The sequence below is a fragment of the Mesorhizobium sp. RSR380A genome, assembly GCF_054719385.1.
Genome location: NZ_JBTTIB010000001.1, coordinates 1652833 through 1672243 on the forward strand (window position 1 = coordinate 1652833; position 19411 = coordinate 1672243).

Consider the following 19411-nt stretch of genomic DNA (forward strand, 5'->3'; position numbering starts at 1 on the left):
TCCCGCGCACGCCGGATCGAAGCAGTCGGCCTCAAACGCCAAAGGTGGCGACAAAAGCTTCGGCGACATGGTGCGCGGCGACGACGATGCGCCGACACCGATAGGCCACGGAGCAATTGAGGCCGCGTCGCACGAGCTGCGTTGGGCCAAACGCAGCCCTGCCGGTCCCGGCAAAAGCGAAATCCCACACACCCAGTCTGGCAAAACGGGGACGAAATCCGCTGCCGGCAAGGCCGCAAAAGAACATGCCGATAGTGGCCCGGACAAACCATCCAAGGACGCTGAGGTGGCCGGACGAGACGCGGATGCAGGATCGCTGCAGGATCATTTGCCACTGGTGCTGGCGCTGCACGATATCAGGCATTTCTCAACGGTCCGGACAAGCGGGAACGGCATCGCGACGAATGGACAGACTGGGCAACCGGCGCCCGCTGGCGAGGCCATTTCTGCACAGACGTCGCCTCTGAAGAGACACCGCGCAGCGTCCGGCATTGACAACAGACTCGACACGACGACGCGATCGGAACGGGCCAAGCCCGGTACCAGCGTTTCCGCACAGGATCAGGGGCAAAAGCTGCCCGCGATCGGGCTCCAGTCCGGCAAACTGCCGCACCAGGATGGTCCGACGCCTCCTCTACCGGCGGACCAGACGGCAAGCGACGTTTCGGCACCCGAGGCAAAACGGTCGGCGAAGTCCGTCGATGGAGCCCATTCCGCGGCATCGGCCACACAGGGAAAACAGCCGCCATTCGCTGCGCGCGTCGACATTGTCGCCGAACAGAGCTTCCCGGCCCCGGCGCAAAACCCGATGAACCAGACGACTTCGGCGCTTATCGACGTGCTGGCTTCGGACAACGGACTGCGGCAAGCGGTTTCGACGCCGTCGACGAGCGCCCAGACGGCCGGTTCTGTTGCCGTTCCGACACATATATTGAAGATCGAGCTTCACCCGGCAGAGCTAGGCATGGTCACCGCCAGTCTCAGGCTTTCCGGAGAACAACTTTCGATAGAATTGAAGCCCGAAACCCATGAGGCTTACCGCCGTCTCGCCACCGATAGCGACGCCATCGTGAAGTCGTTGCGCGGGCTCGGCTTCGATGTCGACAAGGTCACCATCCTGCAACCTTCGATAGCAGTCCACGCAGGGGTTCGCAGCGATGCAGCGAACTCGCAGCCAATGCCGCAAGGCCGCGACCAGTCCGCTTTTCAGCCCGGAAACTCGAGCGGCAACAATACGGGTTCGGGCGGCCAGCAGTCGGGAAGAAACCGCAATGACGATGCCCAGGAATTCGGCCGCGCTGGCGCGCCTGCTCGCGAGCGCGATGGCGAGGATATGTTTATCTAGCCTCATCGCCGGGCCTGCCAACGCCGCCACCAACCCTTGCGAGCCCGAGATCTTGCGTGCCGCCGACCGCTATGGCGTGCCCGCCGGCATCCTCTATGCGGTCGGGCTGACCGAGACCGGCAAGAAGGGTAGCTTGCAACCTAACGCATTGAATATACAGGGAAAAGCGGTCTTTCCAAGGAGCCGCACTGAGGCCCTGGCCGCCTTCGAAGCAGCCCGACGTGAGGGCAAGACGCTGATCGACCTCGGCTGCATGCAGATCAACCATCACTATCACGCCGCGCATTTCCGCAGCGTCGACGACATGCTCGACCCGCGCCAGAATGTCGACTATGCCGCGCGCTTCCTGGCCAGCCTGCATGCTCGTCATGTCAGCTGGTCGATGGCCGTCGCCCGCTACCACGCCGGCCCCGACAATGACCCCGCGCAGAAATTCTATGTCTGCCGCGTCATCGCCAATATGGTCGCCACCGGCTTCGGCAAATGGACCCCGAACGCCCGCAACTTTTGCAACCCTTAGGTGAATAATCTCTTGCGAACGGTTGCAAATCCACGCCCGGCGGGTGACGTGCCACGTCACCCGTTCGGCAACCAACGATACAACCTCCTGATTGCGGTTATTTCGAAACTCGAAATAACTCCCAAGAAAATAGCTACAAGAAATGATGGTTGTTCAGGATTCCCGGCACCGGTTACGGCTCTTCCCACGGGGCAGATGATCTGATTCGGAGGCGGGGCCGATGATTGTAATCGTTGACGAGCGTGAGCTCGTAACTGAAGGCTATAATTCACTTTTCGATCGTGAGGGCGTCGCCTGTGCAGGCTTCGCGTCCGGTGAATTCGGCGAGTGGGTGACATCGGCCGCCGACACGGATTTGCGATCGGTCCGAGCCTTCCTCATCGGCGACTGCCGCGAAGGCGCCATCTCGCCACGCCAGATCCGCGACCGCACCGGCGCTCCGGTCATTGCGCTGAGCGAACAGCACTCGCTTGAAAATACGCTGCGGCTGTTCGAGAGCGGGGTCGACGACGTCATACGCAAGCCGGTCCATATCCGGGAGATCCTGGCCCGCATCACCGCCATCCGCCGCCGCGCCCATGAGGACGTCAGCTATACCGAGATCGGCGCCATGCGCATCTTCATGGACGGCCGCGATCCCGAGATCGATGGCCAGCCGTTGCCTCTGCCGCGCCGCGAACGCCGCATCCTCGAATATCTGGCGAGCAACCGCGGACGCCGCGTCACCAAGACCCAGGTCTTCAACGCCATCTACGGCATCTTCGACGAAGAGGTCGAGGAGAACGTCGTCGAGAGCCACATCTCCAAATTGCGCAAGAAGCTGCGCGAAAAGCTCGGCCAGGACCCGATAGATTCCAAGCGCTTCCTTGGCTACCGGCTGGTGTTCTGATGGCGGTCTGCGCCAGCCTCGCGCAAGACAGAAATTATATCCTCGCGACCACAGATGGGCCCAACGATGTTGGGCATTGAGGAGACGTTCGATGAGCCTTTACGGAATGATGCGGACCGGCGTTTCCGGCATGAACGCGCAGGCCAACCGCCTTTCGGCCACAGCCGACAACATCGCCAATTCCGACACCACCGGCTACAAGCGATCCTCGGCCGAGTTTTCGACGCTGATCATGCCGCAGGTCGGCGGCGCCTATAATTCCGGCGGCGTCAACACCACCATCCGCTCGGCCATCAGCGCCCAGGGCGTGCTGCAGTACACGACCTCGGTTTCCGACCTTGCGGTCAACGGCAACGGTTTCTTCGTCGTCCAGGACCCCAGCGGAACGCCTTTCCTCACCCGCGCCGGCGCATTCGTTCCCGACGCTCAGGGCAGACTGGTCAACGCCGCCGGCTACCAGCTGATGGCCTACAGCTACGCCAACGGCACACCGGCTGCCACCGCCAACGGTTTCGAAGGGCTGGTGCCGGTCCAGATCTCCGACCAGGAAATGACCGCGACGCCCAGCACCGCGGGCAACTTCAACGCCAATCTGCCGGCCGGCGCCACGCCGCCCGCCGGTCCGCTGCCGTCCACCAACAGCCCGACGGCGGAATACACGTCGAAATCCTCGATGGTCACCTACGACAATCTCGGCAACAAGAAGCTGCTCGACCTCTATTTCACCAACACCGGGACCGGCACCTGGTCGGTCTCTGTGTTCGACCAGTCCCAGGCGACGCCGGGCACATCCTTTCCCTATACGGGCGGCGCGCTGGCCACGGCCAACCTGACCTTCGACACCACCACCGGCAAACTCACCGGCGCCGTCGATTCGATTACCATCCCCGTACCGGGCGGTGCGTCGCTCGACCTCGATTTGTCCAAGCTGACTCAGCTCGGCACCGGCTTCACGGTCTCCGAAGCCAAGGTCAACGGCAACGCGCCCAGCACGATCGAAAAGATCCAGATCGGCGAGGACGGAGTCATTTACGCCCAGTATCAGGACGGCTCGACCAAGCCGCTGTTCAAGATCCCACTGGCCGACGTCCAGAGCGCCGACAACCTCACCGCACTGCCTGGCAATGTCTATGCGCAGTCCACCGACTCCGGCACCGTGCGCATCGGCTTCGCCAATGAAGGCAAGCTCGGCAGCATCATCTCCGGCGCGTTGGAAAATTCCAACGTCGATATCGCCGAGGAATTGACCAACATGATCGCGGCGCAGCGCAGCTACACCGCTAACTCGAAAGTGTTCCAGACCGGTTCCGACCTCATGGATGTCCTTGTCAACCTGAAGAGATAAACGACGGGCGCCAGGGGAATGAACCCAAACCAGAGCAGCGCGGTGCGCGGATTTCGAATTCAAGGCCACACCGGCAAACCGGCCGGGGTGGTCTGGAATTGCAGGTTTCCGAACGCCGACGCCGCCGACAGGGCAGAGACGTCATCCCCTCCCCACTGGCCTCGTGAAAGACCCGCATGTCGCTGACTTCCGCATTGACCATAGCCCAACAGTCGCTTCAGACCACATCGAAGCAGACCAGCGTCCTTTCCCGCAATATTGCCGACGCCAGCAACCCCGACTATGCCCGCCGCACGGCGGTCGTCGTCAGCAGCGCGCCCGGCGCCCGCTCGGTCGAGATCCAGCGCGCCACCAACGCCCTGCTGTTTCGCCAGAACCTTAGCGCGCAATCGGCATGGAGCGGCCAGAGCACGCTTTACAGCGGAATTGACCGCCTCGCCGTTGCCGTCAACGGCGTCGACAACGCCTCCTCTGCCTCGACCGCGATCGGCAAGCTGCAGAACGCGCTGCAGCTTTACGCCGCTACGCCATCCAACCAGAACCTCGGCTCCAGCGTCATCGACGCGGCCCAGCAGGTGGTGCGCGCTCTGAACGACGGCACCAACGCGATCCAGGATTTCCGCACCCAGGCCGATGGCGAGATATCAACGGCGGTTAACGATCTCAACTCGCTGCTTAGTCAGTTCCAGGACGCCAACAAGGCGGTCATCTCCGCAACCCGTTCGGGTACCGACGCATCCGACGCGCTCGACCAGCGCGACGCTTTGCTGAAGAAGATCGCGGACTATGTGCCGGTGTCGACCTTCACGCGTGGCGACAACGACATGGTCATCACCACCAAGGATGGCACGACACTGTTCGAGACCATTCCGCGCTCGGTAAGTTTCACCCCGTCGGCGGGCTACACGGCCGGCACACCAGGCAACACCATCTACATCGACAATGTGCCGGTCAGCGCCGGGGCTGGCGGCAACACCAGCGCCGACGGCAAGCTCGCCGGGCTCATCACCTTGCGCGACGGCGTCGCGGCGACGATGCAGAGCCAGCTCGACGAAGTGGCGCGCGGCCTCATCACCGCCTTTGCCGAAACAGCACCTTCGCAGCCCGACCGAACCGGCCTGTTCACCTGGTCGGGTGCGCCCGCCATTCCGGCCGCCGGCACGCTGATCGACGGGCTTGCCGGCTCGATCAAGGTCAACGCCGCAATGGACTCGAGCGTCGGCGGCAATCCGGTGCTGCTGCGCGACGGCGGCGCCAATGGTGCGGCCTATATCGCCAACACTGCCGGCAACGCCTCCTATTCGCAGCTCTTGATCGGCTATGGCGACAAGCTCGACAAGCCGATGCCTTTCGACGCTGCGGCCGGCATCACCGTCACGTCCAGCGTGTCCGACTACGCCGCCAATGCCATTGGCTGGTTCGAAGGCCAGCGCCAGCAGGCCTCGAGCAACGCCGACGCCAAGGAAGCGCTGGCATCGCGCACCGCCGAGGCGCTGTCCAACGACACCGGCGTCAATGTCGACCAGGAGATGTCGCTGCTGCTCGACCTCGAACACACCTATCAGGCCTCGGCGCGCATGATGAAAACCGTCGACGACATGCTGTCGGCCCTGCTCGATGCCGTAGGATAAGCCATGAAAGCCACATCCGTCTCATCAGCCGCCCTCTCCAACGCCGCGCGCTATCAGCAGATGCGCATGCAGGCCGAACTGGTCAAAGCCACCAAGGAATCGACGACCGGCACCGTCGCCGATGTCGGTCTGGCGCTCGGCGCGCGCACCTCGCAGGCGGTCACCTTCTCGCGCGACCTCGACCGGTTGAACGTCATCATCGATTCCAATTCGCTGGTCACCGCGCGGCTGTCCTCGACGCAGGCTGCGCTTGGCCAGCTTTCCGACACTGCGCAGAATTTGCTGACCGCGCTGACCGCCGCCGGCAATTCCTCGAGCACCATCACGCAGCAAGCCGGCAAGGCCGCCGTGCAGCAGATGACCTCTATCCTCAACGCCAGCGTCAACGGCGAATATCTGTTTGCCGGCACCAACACCGACGTCAAGCCGATCGACGATTTCACCGCCGCGGGCTCGCCGGCCAAGGCGGCGTTCGACGCTTCCTTCTCGTCGTATTTCGGCTTCACGCAGGCCGATCCGCTCGCTGCCAACATCACCGCCGCCCAGATGGACGGCTTCATCACCAGCAATGTCTTGCCGCAGTTCATGGGCTCCGGCTGGCAGGCCAACTGGTCGAACGCCACCGACCAGCAGATCGTCAGCCGCATTTCGCTGGGCGAAACCACCCAAACCTCGGCCAGCGCCAATGACGACAGCATCCGCAAGCTCGCCATGGCTTCCGCCCTGATCACCGGCCTGCTGTCCGGCAATATCAGCCAGGCGGCGAAGACCACCGTTGTCGGCCGCGCCCAGGCGATGGTCGGCGAGGCGCTGGGCGGGCTAGGGCAACTGCAGGCCGAGACCGGCCTTGCCGAGAAGCGGGTCTCCGACGCCAGCGACCGCATGAAGACGCAGGTCGACCTGTTCGAGCGCCATATCCTTGATCTGGAAGGCGTCGACCCCGCCGAGGCAGCCACCCGCGTCGCGGATCTGACGCAGCATATCGAGACGTCCTTCGCGCTGACCGCGCGCCTGCAGCAGATGAGCCTGCTGAACTACCTGACCTGACAATCTCAACCGCAACGGTAGAGCCAAACGATGTACCAATTCTCCTACGCCGACATCCAGACCGACTCCGTTGCCGATGCGAAAGATCGCGAGCGGCAGCTTTTGACCCGCTCGATCGAAATGCTGGCGGCGGCGGCGGCGGTCGGCCACACCTCGATGGAGGCGGTCGAAGCGCTGCACTTCACCAACCGGGTCTGGACCACCTTCGTCGAGGATCTCGGTTCCAGCGACAATGTCCTGCCCAAGGAACTGCGCGCCAACCTCATCTCCATCGGCCTGTGGCTGCTGCGCGAGGCCGAGGACATCCGCCAGGGCCGCACCGACAATTTCGAAGGGCTGATCGAAGTGTCCCAGATCATTCGGGACGGCATTCAATGACCAACACGCTGAAGATATCGCTGAAGCCGAACGAGAAGATCTACATCAACGGCGCCGTCATCCGCGTCGACCGCAAGGTCACCGTCGAGCTGATGAACGACGTACAGTTCCTGCTCGAGAACCATGTCATCCAGGCCGACGATGCCTTGACGCCGCTCAAGCAGCTCTATTTCATCCTGCAGGTGATGCTGATGAACCCGGCCGGCGCCATCGAGGCGCGCGCCATGTTCCGCCGCTCGCTGCCCTTGCTTTTGGCAAGCTTCGAGGATGAGCAGATCAGTGGCGCGCTGAAGCAGATCGACCGCATGGTCGGCGAAGACCATATCTATGAAGCGCTGAAGGCTATCCGTGCGCTTTATCCGCTCGAACGCCGCGCACTTGGCGGCAATGACGATGTTCAGGGTGCGAAGCGCCCGCTGGCCGTGGGAGCACAATACTGATGAATGTGGACATGACGACGACGATCCCCACGGGCGCCAACCAGGGCACCCAGCAGACGTCGAAGACAGCGGTCGACTACCAGTCGTTCCTGAAGCTGTTGATCGCCGAGATGAAGAACCAGGATCCGACGAAACCGATGGATTCGACGCAGTATGTCGCCCAGCTCGCCACCTTCTCGCAGGTAGAGCAATCGGTGCAGACCAACACCAAGCTCGACCAGATCATGCAGTCCTCGGCGCTGTCGCAGGCCGATGCCTTGATCGGCCGCTCGATCACCTCGGCCGACGGCAAGACGACCGGCGTCGTGGCCTCGGTCAAGCTTGCAAGCAACGGCGTGATCGCCGTGTTGCAGAACGGCACCGAAGTGCCGGTCGGCGCGGGCGTTTCGATAAAGCCGGCCAGCTAGACAGTTCCATAGAGGCGCGCTCACATGAACGAGGCCGACGCACTCGACATCGTCCAGTACGCGGTATGGACGGTGCTTGTTGCTTCCGCGCCGGTGGTGCTGGTCGCCATGGTGGTCGGCATCGGCATTGCCCTGATCCAGGCCCTGACCCAGATCCAGGAAATCACCCTGACCTTCGTACCCAAGATCGTAGCCATCATGCTGGTCGTGGCGCTGACCGGTCCGTTCATCGGCAGCCAGATATCGGCCTTCACCAACGTCATCTTCGAACGCATCGAAAACGGGTTCTAGGCAGCGCTTGCAGGCGGCTGTGTTCCGGCTAGATTGCAGGCCATGACTCAGGCAGAACTCACCGGCAGGCCATGTGCGGAATAGCCGGCGTCTGGCGCAAACGAAACCCGATCGACGCCAACGACCTGTCGGATGTCGCCAGCATGATGCAGGCGCTGGTACATCGCGGCCCCGACGATCATGACAGCTGGCACAACAATCGGCTGGCGCTCGGTCACCGCCGGCTTACCATCATCGATCCCTCGCCCGCCGCCCGTGAGCCGATGCTGACTTCTTCCGGCGATGGCGTTCTCGTCTACAATGGCGAGGTCTACAATTACCGCTCGCTGCGCGAAACGCTGCAGGCGCAAGGCGTCGTCTTTCGAACCATCTGCGATGCCGAAGTGGTTCTCGAAGCCTTGCATCACTGGGGTCCCGAAAAAGCCGTGCCGCTGTTCGACGGGATGTTTTCCTTCGCCTATTTCGACGCTCGCAGCAGTGCGCTGTGGCTTGCGCGTGACCGTCTTGGAATCAAGCCGATGTCGGTGGCCGACACGCCGGAGCGAATCCTGTTCGCCTCGGAGGACAAGGCGATCCTCGCCTGCGACGGTTTTCCGCGCGACATCGACAGCCGCGAGATCACCTTGCGGCTTGCCTGGCAGAGCCGCGATTCCAGCTACAGCCTGTTCGACCGCATCGAGCGCCTGCCGCCCGCCGGCCTGTGGAAGATCACCGATGGCGTTATCGAGAAGCGCCGCTTCTGGCATGTGCTGGACGTGCTGGAGACCGCGCGCATTACCGGCGATGCATCCGCTGATGCTGAACACATGGCGACGCTCGAGGCGTTGCTCAAGGACAGCGTCGGACTTCACTGCATCGCCGATACCAGCGTTGCCACCGCCTGCAGCAGCGGTGTCGATTCCGGCCTGATAACGGCGCTGGCAAAGCGGTTCAGGCCGGAAGTCCACGGTTATGTCGTCGACCCGCAGCTCGGCAACAGCGAGGCCGAAGACGCCGAACGCACCGGCCGCCATGTCGGCGTGCCCTTGCGCCGGGTGCCGGTCGACAGGAACCGGTTTTTCGAACTTTGGCCAAGGGTAATCTGGCATCTTGAAAGCGATGGCTGGCACGCCAGCCATGTCGCACTGCTGGCGCTTGCCGAACGATGCCGGGCCGATGGCGTCAAGGTGCTGCTCACCGGCGAAGGCGCAGACGAATTGTTTGGCGGCTACCCCTTGCAGGCCTTGAGCATGAAGAAGTGGCGTTCCTGGTCGTGGCCCCGGCGCCTGGTCCATTCGAAGCGCTCGCTCGACCGGAGATTCGAGCAACAGCGTCATGCCCCCTACAAGGTCTCGGCTGGAAGCCACTCACAAATGGATCGCAGCATGGTCCTGCGTGCTTTGTCGCCGGAGCTGAATTTTCTGCAAACCGAGATCTTCGACCGCCTGGAGCCGGTTATGCCGCCCGCGGATCGCGCCTTTCTCGGTAGTTGCCTCTACGACCTCTATTCGCATCTGCAGGACATCCTGCACCGGCACGACCGGCTGAGCATGGCGGCGTCCGTGGAACTGCGGGTCCCGTTCCTGGAAAACCGCCTGATCGACTTCGCCATCCATTTGCCGAGGCGGCAGAAATACCGCGACAAAACAGGAAAATGGCTTTTGCGAAAGGTCGCTGAAAAGCATATTCCGCGCCAGAACGTCCAGGCGCGCAAGATCGGCTTCGAGATGTCGTCGCAATTTTCGGCCGGCACGGAGACTTTGCTACGCGGCGGTTTCCTGCGCGATGCCTTGAAATGGCCCGCCGCGAATTTGGAGGACATGGTCCAGTTGGCGCGGCGCGAGCAACCGTCCAGGCTGCGGCTTGTCGGCATGGAGCTTTTCCTGCGCCTTCACGCCGGCGGCGAGACGACAGGCACGCTGACCGAAGCCTTGCATACCGCTGCCCGGGACAGAAGCTGACTTCGCGCGCGGCCGACAGCCCCGCGCAGTGGACCAATGAGAACATCGCTCTGGGTAGCGGACCATTCCCGGCTGACGTATTTTCGCCTTGCTATCCTGTTGTTGGACCATGATCTTTTTCGAAGACGCGTTCGCCCTTTTGGATGTCGTGCTCTATTTCAAACGGATGCCATGATTGTCGTCCCCGCGGACGAAACCAGCACGTTAAGGTGGGACAGGTCTGATGATCGATGACGAGCCGGACAGCGAACGCGTTTCGGCGCTGGCGCCGTTCCGGCACGGCATCTTCCGCGCCGTCTGGTCGGCCAGCCTGGTGTCGAATTTCGGTGGCCTGATCCAGGGCGTCGGCGCCGCCTGGATGATGACCACCATCGCCACGTCGCCCTATCAGGTGGCGCTGGTCCAGGCCTCGGCCACTCTGCCGATCATGCTGTTTGCACTCGTCGCCGGCGCCATCGCCGACAGCTTCAACCGGCGCAAGGTGATGCTGATCGCCCAAATCTTCATGCTGGTCGTCTCTGCAATTCTAACGCTGTTCACCTGGAACGGCTGGATGACGCCGTGGACGCTGCTTGCCTTCACCTTCCTAATCGACAGCGGCACGGCGCTCAACAACCCGTCCTGGCAGGCATCGGTCGGCGACATGGTGCCGCGCAACAAGCTGCCGGCCGCGGTTGCACTCAATTCACTGGGCTTCAACCTGACACGCAGCGTCGGCCCGGCGATCGGCGGCATCATCGTTGCCGCCGCTGGTGCGGCTGCTGCGTTCGCCGCCAATGCGCTGAGCTATATAGGTCTCATCATCGTGCTCTTCCGCTGGAAGCCGGAGCTGCCGGTCTCGACGCTGCCGCGCGAGACGCTGGGCGCCGCCATGGGCGCCGGCCTGCGCTATGTCGCCATGTCGCCCAACATCGGCAAGGTGCTGGTCAGGGGCTCCGCCTTCGGCTTCAGCGCCGGCGCGGTTTTGGCGCTGCTGCCGCTGGTGGCGCGCGACGTCGTCAAGGGCGATGCCTTGACCTACGGCATCATGCTCGGCGCCTTCGGCATCGGCGCCGTCGGCGGCGCGCTGATAAGCGTGCGTCTCAGACAATTGCTGTCCAGCGAGACGATGGTGCGGATGGCCTTCGCCGGCTTTGCCGTCTGCGCCTTCAATGCCGCCATCAGCCTCAATGCCTGGCAGACTGCGGCGGGTTTGCTCATCGGCGGCGCCTGCTGGGTGATCGCGCTGTCGCATTTCAACGTCACGGTGCAGATGTCGACGCCGCGCTGGGTCGTCGGCCGGGTGCTGTCGGTCTACCAGACGGCGACCTTCGGCGGCATTGCGCTGGGCAGCTGGATCTGGGGCGTCGTTGCCGATGCGCATGGCGCCGAAACCGCGCTGATTGCGGCGGCCATCGCGATGCTTGTTGGCGGCGCCATCGGCCTGTTCCTGCCGCTGCCGCAGCAGACGACTCTCAACCTCGACCCGCTCAACCGCTTCAAGGAGCCGCATCTCGGCCTCGACCTGAAGCCGCGCAGCGGCCCCATCGCCATCATGATAGAGTACATTATCCGCGACGAAGATGTACCCGAATTCCTCGCCACCATGGCCGAGCGCGGGCGCATCCGCCGCCGCGACGGCGCCCGCAACTGGACGCTGGCTCGGGACCTAGAAAATCCCGCAGTCTGGATCGAACACTACCACACGCCGACCTGGCTGGAATACATCCGCCACAACCGGCGCGCCACCCATGCCGACGCCGTCGTCGGCGAGCGGGTGCGGGCGCTGCACAGCGGCGACGAACCGCCGCGCGTGCGCCGCCTGATCGAGCGCCCGACGACCGCCGGCACCGCGCTGGTCTCGCCGAAGGGGCCGATCGATCACTGAGCTCGCCATAGCCGTAGCGCCGGTCAGCCGGCGCTCTGGATCATGTAGAGCTTGCGCGTGGTCTCGCGTATCAGCCACTCGCCCTTCCAGCCCTGCGGCAGGACGAGGAGATCGCCCGGACCGAGTTCCCGCACCTCGCCATCGATGCGGCTCAGTTCCACGCGCCCCGAAATGATGTGGCAGATCTCCGACGAGTCCGAACGATCGGCGGTGAAGCGGCCGGGCGTGCATTCCCAGATGCCGACATCGACAGTCCCGTCAGGCGATTGAAAGAACGAGCGCACGGCCTCGACCTGATCGCCTTCAATCGAGCTTGGCTTAGGAGAGAACGCGCCGATCTCGGCCTTGGCGAGATCGTGGAAGGTCGAAAGATCGATCAAGTCTAGCTCCATGGATAAGAGCAATTCCAGGAAAGGGGTCTGCCCCGGAATTGCGTGAGAACAAATGGCTTTAGTGGCCGGTGATGCTGTCGGCCAACGCGGCCAGCTTCGAGGTGCGCGCAAGCCCTGCCGCCTCGCGGCCATCGGCAATGCGATAAAGCTGGTACATCGAATGCACGCCCAGCCAGCGGAAGGGCTCCGGTTCCCATGGCCTGACCTTGCGGTTGACCCAGGGCAGCTTCGTCAGCTCGGTGTTTGCCCCGAGAACAAGGTCAGCCAGCGTGCGCCCCGAAAGGTTGGAGCTGGACACGCCGAGGCCGACATAGCCGCCGGCCCAGCCGATGCGGGTCGCGGGATCGAGGCCGACCGTGGTGCACCAGTCGCGCGGCACGCCGAGCACGCCGCACCAGGCGTGATCGATGCGGCATCCCTTGGTCTGCGGCAAGAGCGTCGTCAGGATCGTGTGCAGCTGGTCGATCGTGGCCTGCTGCGTCTGGCCGTTGACGTCGGTGCGCGAGCCGTAGCGATAAGGCACGCCGCGTCCGCCCATCGTGATGCGTCCCTCACGCGTGCGCTGGGCATAGCAATAGGCATGCGCCGCATTGCCGAGCAGTTCGTGCCCTTCCCAACCGATGTCGCGCCACAGGTCGGCAGGCAGCGGCTCAGTCACGATCTGCGCGCTGTTGAGCGCCAGCCAGGTCCGCTCCTCGCCGGGGATGCCTGATGTAAAACCCTCGGTCGCGCGGATGATCGTCTCCGCCTGCACCGTACCGCGGTCTGTCGTCACGCTGCCCTTGGCGATGCTTGTCACCGTCGTCTTCTCATAGATCGGCACGCCCAGCCGCTCGACGGCATCGGCAAGCCCGCGCACCAGCTTGGCCGGCTGCACCCGCGCCTGGCCATGGACGACGAAGCCGCCCATGACGTTACGGATGTTGATGCGCGTGCGCGTTGAGGCGGCGTCCAGCATCTCGACGCGGTTCGGGTCGACATCCCAGGAACGGATCGTCTCGCATTCTTCGCGCACGCGCTCCAACTGCGCTGCGTTGGTGGCCACCGTCAGATTGTCGACGCGGCGAATGTCGGCGTCGATGCCTTCCTCGGTCGCGACCCGGATCACTTCATCAACGCAGCCTGCCATCGCCGCCTGCATCGCCATCACGCCTTGGCGGCTCGATGTCTTGAGATATTTTTCGCGCGACCAGCTGAAGCCGCCCGACAGCCAGCCGCCATTGCGCCCCGAAGCGCCGAAGCCGGCAAATTCGCGCTCGACGATCACGACGCGCAGCGATGGCTTCGCCTTTTTCAGATAGTAGGCGGTCCACAGGCCGGTATAGCCGGCGCCGACAATGGCGACATCGGCCTCGATGTTTCCAGGCAAGGACGGGCGCGGAACGGGAACCGCCCCCAGATCCGCATACCAGAACGATATGTCGCCGTTGCGCTTGGCTTGCATGGAATGACTTTCAGATGAGATCAGGCCAGATGGGATCAGGCCAGATGGAATCAGGTGAGTGTGGTGTCGGCGCTTGCGTCGTCCGCCAGCAGCTTGGCGTCGCTGCCGTCGAAGCAGAGCTCGACCTTGTCGCCGAGGCCAAAACTCTCGCCGGTCAGCGGTGAGCGCACGATCGCGGCCGAGCCGTCGGCGAGCTTAACTTCGTATTTCGATTCCGAGCCGAGATAGATGGCTTCCGCGATCGTCCCCGACAGGCGGTTGGCGCCATTGGCAGCACTTTGGCCGGCTCTTCGGATCGCGAGCTTTTCGGGACGCAGCAGCATCACCGGGCTGGCTTCTCCCGACAGCTTACGCGGTACCGTCACCGTCTCGCCGGCGATGCTCAGCGCGGTGCTGTTGCCATCGCTGCGCGCCTTGCCGCGCAGCACGGTGGAATCGCCGATGAAGCGGCCGACGAACAGCGTTGCCGGCTCGTCATAGAGCTGGCGGCCGGTGCCGACCTGCTCGATGCGCCCGCGGTTGAACACGGCGATGCGGTCCGACAGCACCAGCGCCTCTTCCTGATCGTGCGTGACATAGACGAAGGTGGTGCCGAGTTCGCGATGGATGCGCTTGATCTCGAGCTGAAGCCATTCGCGCAGCTTCTTGTCGAGCGCGCCGAGCGGCTCGTCCATCAGGAGCAGCGGCGGGTCGAAGACGATGGCGCGTGCCAACGCCACGCGCTGCTGCTGGCCGCCCGACAATTCGCTGGGATAGCGATGCGCGAAATCGCCCATCTTGACCATGTCGAGCGCCCTTGCCACGCGTGTCTGCCTCGTCGCCTGGTCGACGCCGCGAAGCGTCAGCGGATAGGCGACGTTGCGGCCGACGCTCATATGCGGGAACAGCGCGTAATGCTGGAAGACGACGCCGATGTTGCGCTTGTGCGCCGGCACGCCGACGACGCTTTTTTCCCCGACCAGAAGCTTGCCGCTGGTGACATCGGTGAAACCGGCAATCACGTTGAGCGTCGTCGTCTTGCCCGAGCCGCTGGGGCCGAGCAGCGTCATGAACTCGCCGGGCTCGATGCGCAGCGACACGCCGTCCAGCGCCTTGAAGCCGCCATAGGCCTTGCTGATCGCTTCGAGATCGATCGCCGCGCCCTTGCTTGTCGGCTTCGGATTCATTGGCGTCCTTTCCGCTCGCGGCCAAGAAGGAGCATGCCGCCGCCGATCAGGATCGTGGTCGCGAAAAGCAGGATCGTGCCGACAGCCGCCACCGTCGGATCTGCGTCGCGCGTGATCGAGGCAAAAATCTGCACCGGCAATGTCTTGAGATAGGGGTTGGTGATGAACAGCGACACGACAATCTCGTCGAACGAGGTGGCGAAAGCGAACAGCAGGCCGGAGAGCACGCCCGGCGCGATCAGCGGCAGCGTCACCGTGCGAAACGTGGTCAGTGCGCCGGCGCCCAGGCTGGCTGCGGCTGTCTCCAGCCGGCGGTCGAACACTTCGAGACTGGCCGAGACCGCGATCAGCACGAAGGGCAGCGCAAGGATGGTGTGGGCCAGCACGAAGCCGAGCAGCGTCCCGACGAGCTGCGTGTCGAGATAGACGGCATAGATGCCGATCGCCAGCACCACGCCCGGCACCACCATCGGCGTCAGCATCAGCATGCGTAAAAGGTTCGCCGGCCGCGCCTTCATGCGGTCGAGGCCGAAGGCGGCAAGCGTGCCGAGCACCGTTGCCACGACGGCAACGATGGAGGCGACTTTCAGCGAGTTCAGGAAGCTGTTCGACCAGTCCGGATTGGTGGCGAAATTCTGGTACCACTGCCAGGAAAAGCCTTGCGGCGGAAAGGCCAGCGATTTGTTTTCGTTGAACGACATCGGCACCACGACCAGCGTCGGCGCCACCAGCCATATCGCCACCAGCAGGCAGACGAGCCCGAGAAGAACGCGGGTGAGCGGCTTCATCTCCATCAGCGCCGCCCCGCTTCCCGATGACTGGACCGCATCACGGGTGCTGCCAGCGCCAGCAGCACGAAGGTGGTGACCAGCAGAACGACGCCCATGGCGCCGCCCCTGCCCCATTGCAGCAGGCTCAGCACCTGCGTCTGCACCAGCGTCGACAGCATGGTCGAGCGCGGGCCGCCGAGCAAAGCAGGCGTGATGTAGAAGCCGAGCGACAGGATGAAGACGATGATCGCGCCGGCATAGACGCCGGGCAGCGACAGCGGCAGATAGACGGTGAAGAACGCGCGCGACGGCCGCGCACCGAGGCTTTGCGCCGCACGCATCAGCCTGAGGTCGATGCCTTGCATCACGGAATAGAGCGGCAGGATCATGAACGGCAACAGCACCTGCGCCATGCCGATGACCACGCCGGTCTGGGTGCGGATCAGCTTGACGCCGCCGAACCCGACCGAGCGCAGCAACGAATTGATGACGCCCGAATCCTGCAGCAGGATCACCCATGACAGCGTTCGCACCACACCACTCACCCAGAACGGGATCAGCACGCAAAGCACAAGCACCAGCCGGACGCGCGGCCCGACCGCGGTCATCAGATAGGCATAGGGATAGGCCGCGATGACGCACACCAGCGTCACCCAGGCCGAGATGACAAAGGTCCGCTGCAGCACCGTCAGGTTCACCGGCGCACCGAAGAACCAGGCATAGTTCTGCAGCCCCCACTCAGGTTCCGACAGGCTGCGCAGCACGATGGTGAGCAGCGGGTAGCCGATCACCGCGACAAGCAGGATGAGCGCCGGCGCCGTGAGCGCGAACGGCCGCCATGCCCGACCGGGCCGCACATCGGCGGCGGGTTGGGCGATGGGTTCGGACGCGCTCACGGCCTGGCTCTCACTCGGCTGTTCAGTTGCCTGCCATCAGCGCCGACCACTTCTCCTGCGCCACCGGGAAGTTCTCGACCCAGAACTTGATGTTCTGCTTGTAACCCTGCTTCTGGCGCTCTGGCGTGTTGGTCAGGAAGGCGGCGACCGACGCATCGACCTTTGGCTGCGCGTCATTGTTGATCGGCGTATAGGAGGTCTGCTGCGCCAGGATCTCCTGCGGCCCCTTGCCGAGATAGGCATTGAGCAGCGCATAAGCCGCATCCGTATCCTTGACGCTGACCGGAATGGTCATCTGGTCCATCACCACCAGCCAGTCCTGCCAGGCCGGCGCATATTTGGCGCCGTTCTTCACCGCCGTCATGGCACGGCCCGTCCACATCATCAGCATGTCGGCCTCGCCGGACTCGGCGAGTTGCTGCGATTCAGCGCCGGTCTTCCAGTAGATCGTGTCGGGGCCGAGCTTGCGGATCACGTCGATGGATTTGTCGATGTCGGCCACCGTCATCGCCTTCGGATCGCCGCCCGACGCCTTCAACGCCTGCTCCAGCAGGCCACCGGTCGGATCGCCGGAACCATCCAGCGCGCGCACGCCCGGGAATTTTGCCGTGTCGAAGAAATCGGCCCAGCTCTTGGGCGGGTTATCCCCATACTTCTCCTTGTTGTACATCAGCACGACGCCGTAGTTCATCGCCGGCACCGAGCATTCGCCGACCTGGCCCTCGGGCACCTTGGAGACGTCAAGCTTGCTGAAATCAAGCTTCTGGAACAGCTTGCCGCAATAGACGTAAGGCGGCAGGTCGGCGGTGTCGACGACGTCCCAGGTGACGTTGCCGGATTCGACCTGCGCCTGCAGCTTGGCGATCTCTGTCGGCCCGTCATTGAGCAGCGTGGCGCCGGACTTTTCGACGAACTCCTTGAGCGCGGCGGCCTGGCCGTCCTGGTAGATGCCGCCATAGGAGACGAGCGTCAGCGTCTTTCCCTTGAGCGAGCCTTCCTTGACCTCACCCGCGACAGGCTTTTCCTGCGCGAACGCTGCGGTTGCCAGAACGCCGAGCGCCAGCACGGCGCCAAGGCCAAGATGTCTTGTTTTCAGCATGATTATTGTTCTCCCATTTGACCCGCATGGATTGAACCTACCTGGCTGCGAGCGGTTTCCAGGCCCTGTATTGATCGAGTTCGGCGCGCACCGAAGTCGGTGGCGCAATGATCCACATCACCTCGGCTCGACCACTGCCGATGTTCTCTGAGCGATGTGCTGTCGATGTCGCGTATTCGATGCTGTCGCCCTCTTCCAGCACATGCCTGACATCGCCGAGCGAAACCTCGACGATGCCGCGCAGCACGACGAGCATCTCGTGCGCGTCGCCATGGGTGTAGAGCGCTGGGCCGGTCGAGCCGCCGATTTCGAACTCGCCGACATAGACTTCCATGTCGCTTAAAGGGGGACGCGAGAGCAGCATCTTGCGGCAGCCGTCGCTGGGCGGCAGGCTCGGCCGCTCGCTGCGCAGCAAGACCCCGCGCTGCCCGGCGGCACTATCCTCGAACAGCATCGCCACGCTCACCCCAAGCGCCGAGGCCATCTGGTTGAGCGAGGCGGTGCTGGCGCCGGTCAGGCCGCGCTCGAGCTGGCTGATGAAGCTGGCGCTGGTCCCGGTCAGCTCGGCGAGTTCGCGCAGCGAAAGCCGCCGGCCGAGACGCAGGCTCTTCAGCCGCTGGCCCAGCATCTGATGGGCATGCGTCGCCGTCGAGGCGACGCCATTCTTGACCGGAGCCTGGTCGGTGCTCATCCCGTCTTTTTCTCCCACTGAACAATTTGTACAGTGACACTGTACACGTGGCAAGCGCCGAGTAGGGACATTTAAGATGCCGGCCGAGGCCTAGTCTTCGCCCGACAGGTCGCGCCGCGCCTTGTCGAGTTCCTCGGCGTAGCGCCGTATCAGATGGCCCTCGGTCAAAAGCCCGACAACGGCCCGGTTGTCGAAATTCTCGACCACCGCCAGTTCCTCCGCGACGGCGCGCTGGATGGTTTCGGCGGTGGACTGGACGTTCATGGTCGGCACCAGCACCGCATGCCGGAATTTGGCCGGCGCCAGCACCGGCGTCTCACCATCGGACGGATCGCTGTGCAGTTCGGCGACGATCAGCACGGCGACATAATGCCGGCTGCTTGCGGCGCCATTCTGGCGCTGAGGCGCAGTCAGGCTTGCCGCCCCGCTTCAATTCCCCGCGAGCGTGTCGAGGTATATGAGCGATCGCTTACGCAATCGACGCAGCTGTGTTATTTTTGGCCGTCTCTATTTCCCTCAAGGAGGAGAAGATGAGTGCGCGGGGATTTTTTTCATTAGCTGTTGGCATGATTTTTTTGAGCTCGTCTGCGGTGAGCAATTCAAGCATGGATATGCCGGTTAGGTCTGTTGTGTCACACCCGATGTCTCTTTTTTTGGCGGGAGGCAATCCGGAAAACCAAAGCCGGCCGGCAAAGGAATTTATCCAGACTGCACAACAAGATGTTTGCTGTCCTGGCGGCTACCCTTGGTATCGCAATTCGACGAACACCTGCTACGGCAGCTATGAAGACTGCCACGATACCGATGGCGGCGGATGGTCCTGCAGACAGGTCAACGCCTGCTAGACTTTCTT

Annotated in this window: 21 protein-coding genes; 13 read left to right on the forward strand and 8 right to left on the reverse strand. The window is 63.4% G+C overall.

Annotation, left to right across the window (positions count from 1 at the left end):
* Positions 1-67: 67 nt before the first annotated feature.
* The 12 genes from fliK to ACYG9Z_RS08010 all read left to right on the forward strand — a co-directional run bounded on the left by fliK (position 68) and on the right by ACYG9Z_RS08010 (position 12100).
* Positions 68-1345, forward strand: a complete 1278-nt coding sequence (fliK, locus tag ACYG9Z_RS07955; RefSeq protein WP_198020700.1) for a flagellar hook-length control protein FliK — start codon at positions 68-70, stop codon at positions 1343-1345.
* Positions 1323-1865, forward strand: coding sequence for a transglycosylase SLT domain-containing protein (locus ACYG9Z_RS07960; RefSeq protein WP_023751312.1), 543 nt, complete (start codon positions 1323-1325; stop codon positions 1863-1865). The genes fliK and ACYG9Z_RS07960 overlap by 23 nt, the downstream gene beginning before the upstream one ends.
* A gap of 220 nt (positions 1866-2085) precedes the next feature.
* Positions 2086-2754, forward strand: a complete 669-nt coding sequence (locus ACYG9Z_RS07965) for a response regulator transcription factor (RefSeq protein ID WP_023683295.1) — start codon at positions 2086-2088, stop codon at positions 2752-2754.
* A 91-nt stretch (positions 2755-2845) separates the two neighbouring features.
* The gene (locus ACYG9Z_RS07970; RefSeq protein ID WP_023691731.1) at positions 2846-4099 is read left to right on the forward strand and encodes a flagellar hook protein FlgE; all 1254 of its coding nucleotides are present in this window, start codon (positions 2846-2848) and stop codon (positions 4097-4099) included.
* Between the two features lie 176 nt (positions 4100-4275).
* Positions 4276-5730: a flagellar hook-associated protein FlgK gene (flgK, locus tag ACYG9Z_RS07975; protein WP_023686357.1), complete on the forward strand. Its 1455-nt coding sequence runs from the start codon at positions 4276-4278 to the stop codon at positions 5728-5730.
* Between the two features lie 3 nt (positions 5731-5733).
* Positions 5734-6777, forward strand: a complete 1044-nt coding sequence (locus ACYG9Z_RS07980; protein ID WP_023671892.1) for a flagellar hook-associated family protein — start codon at positions 5734-5736, stop codon at positions 6775-6777.
* A gap of 30 nt (positions 6778-6807) precedes the next feature.
* Complete coding sequence (gene flaF / locus ACYG9Z_RS07985) at positions 6808-7155, forward strand: flagellar biosynthesis regulator FlaF (protein ID WP_023671893.1); 348 nt, start codon at positions 6808-6810, stop codon at positions 7153-7155.
* Entirely contained in the window at positions 7152-7595 is a 444-nt protein-coding gene (flbT, locus tag ACYG9Z_RS07990; protein ID WP_023671894.1) for a flagellar biosynthesis repressor FlbT, read from the forward strand. The genes flaF and flbT overlap by 4 nt, the downstream gene beginning before the upstream one ends.
* On the forward strand, positions 7595-8002 hold the full coding sequence (flgD, locus tag ACYG9Z_RS07995; protein WP_023671895.1) for a flagellar hook assembly protein FlgD: 408 nt from the start codon (positions 7595-7597) through the stop codon (positions 8000-8002). The genes flbT and flgD overlap by 1 nt, the downstream gene beginning before the upstream one ends.
* A gap of 24 nt (positions 8003-8026) precedes the next feature.
* Positions 8027-8293 carry a flagellar biosynthesis protein FliQ gene (fliQ, locus tag ACYG9Z_RS08000; protein WP_023671896.1) on the forward strand — a complete coding sequence of 89 codons (267 nt, stop codon included), beginning with the start codon at positions 8027-8029 and terminating at the stop codon, positions 8291-8293.
* 71 nt (positions 8294-8364) lie between these two features.
* On the forward strand, positions 8365-10233 hold the full coding sequence (gene asnB, locus ACYG9Z_RS08005) for an asparagine synthase (glutamine-hydrolyzing) (RefSeq protein WP_023691732.1): 1869 nt from the start codon (positions 8365-8367) through the stop codon (positions 10231-10233).
* A 223-nt stretch (positions 10234-10456) separates the two neighbouring features.
* Positions 10457-12100, forward strand: coding sequence for an MFS transporter (locus tag ACYG9Z_RS08010; RefSeq protein ID WP_023751313.1), 1644 nt, complete (start codon positions 10457-10459; stop codon positions 12098-12100).
* A 23-nt stretch (positions 12101-12123) separates the two neighbouring features.
* Here ACYG9Z_RS08010 and ACYG9Z_RS08015 read toward each other — a convergent pair whose 3' ends face one another.
* The 8 genes from ACYG9Z_RS08015 to ACYG9Z_RS08050 form a co-directional block, all read right to left on the reverse strand.
* A complete protein-coding gene (locus ACYG9Z_RS08015) occupies positions 12124-12492 on the reverse strand; it encodes a cupin domain-containing protein (protein WP_081725355.1) in 369 nt (122 codons plus the stop codon).
* Positions 12493-12550: 58 nt separating this feature from the next.
* Positions 12551-13936, reverse strand: coding sequence for an NAD(P)/FAD-dependent oxidoreductase (locus tag ACYG9Z_RS08020; RefSeq protein ID WP_023695740.1), 1386 nt, complete (start codon positions 13934-13936; stop codon positions 12551-12553).
* Between the two features lie 50 nt (positions 13937-13986).
* On the reverse strand, positions 13987-15102 hold the full coding sequence (locus ACYG9Z_RS08025; protein ID WP_023686365.1) for an ABC transporter ATP-binding protein: 1116 nt from the start codon (positions 15100-15102) through the stop codon (positions 13987-13989).
* The gene (locus ACYG9Z_RS08030) at positions 15099-15896 is read right to left on the reverse strand and encodes an ABC transporter permease (protein WP_023683284.1); all 798 of its coding nucleotides are present in this window, start codon (positions 15894-15896) and stop codon (positions 15099-15101) included. Before ACYG9Z_RS08030 ends, ACYG9Z_RS08025 begins: the two co-directional genes overlap by 4 nt.
* Positions 15896-16768: an ABC transporter permease gene (locus tag ACYG9Z_RS08035; protein ID WP_023683283.1), complete on the reverse strand. Its 873-nt coding sequence runs from the start codon at positions 16766-16768 to the stop codon at positions 15896-15898. Before ACYG9Z_RS08035 ends, ACYG9Z_RS08030 begins: the two co-directional genes overlap by 1 nt.
* Positions 16769-16790: 22 nt before the next feature.
* The gene (locus ACYG9Z_RS08040) at positions 16791-17867 is read right to left on the reverse strand and encodes an extracellular solute-binding protein (RefSeq protein WP_023751314.1); all 1077 of its coding nucleotides are present in this window, start codon (positions 17865-17867) and stop codon (positions 16791-16793) included.
* Between the two features lie 37 nt (positions 17868-17904).
* Entirely contained in the window at positions 17905-18558 is a 654-nt protein-coding gene (locus ACYG9Z_RS08045; protein ID WP_027049833.1) for a helix-turn-helix domain-containing protein, read from the reverse strand.
* 90 nt (positions 18559-18648) lie between these two features.
* The gene (locus ACYG9Z_RS08050) at positions 18649-18918 is read right to left on the reverse strand and encodes a hypothetical protein (protein ID WP_023683280.1); all 270 of its coding nucleotides are present in this window, start codon (positions 18916-18918) and stop codon (positions 18649-18651) included.
* 170 nt (positions 18919-19088) lie between these two features.
* On the opposite strand from ACYG9Z_RS08050, the gene ACYG9Z_RS08055 reads away from it, so the two are divergent.
* Positions 19089-19403 carry a hypothetical protein gene (locus ACYG9Z_RS08055; RefSeq protein WP_155921527.1) on the forward strand — a complete coding sequence of 105 codons (315 nt, stop codon included), beginning with the start codon at positions 19089-19091 and terminating at the stop codon, positions 19401-19403.
* The last annotated feature ends 8 nt before the right edge of the window (positions 19404-19411 follow it).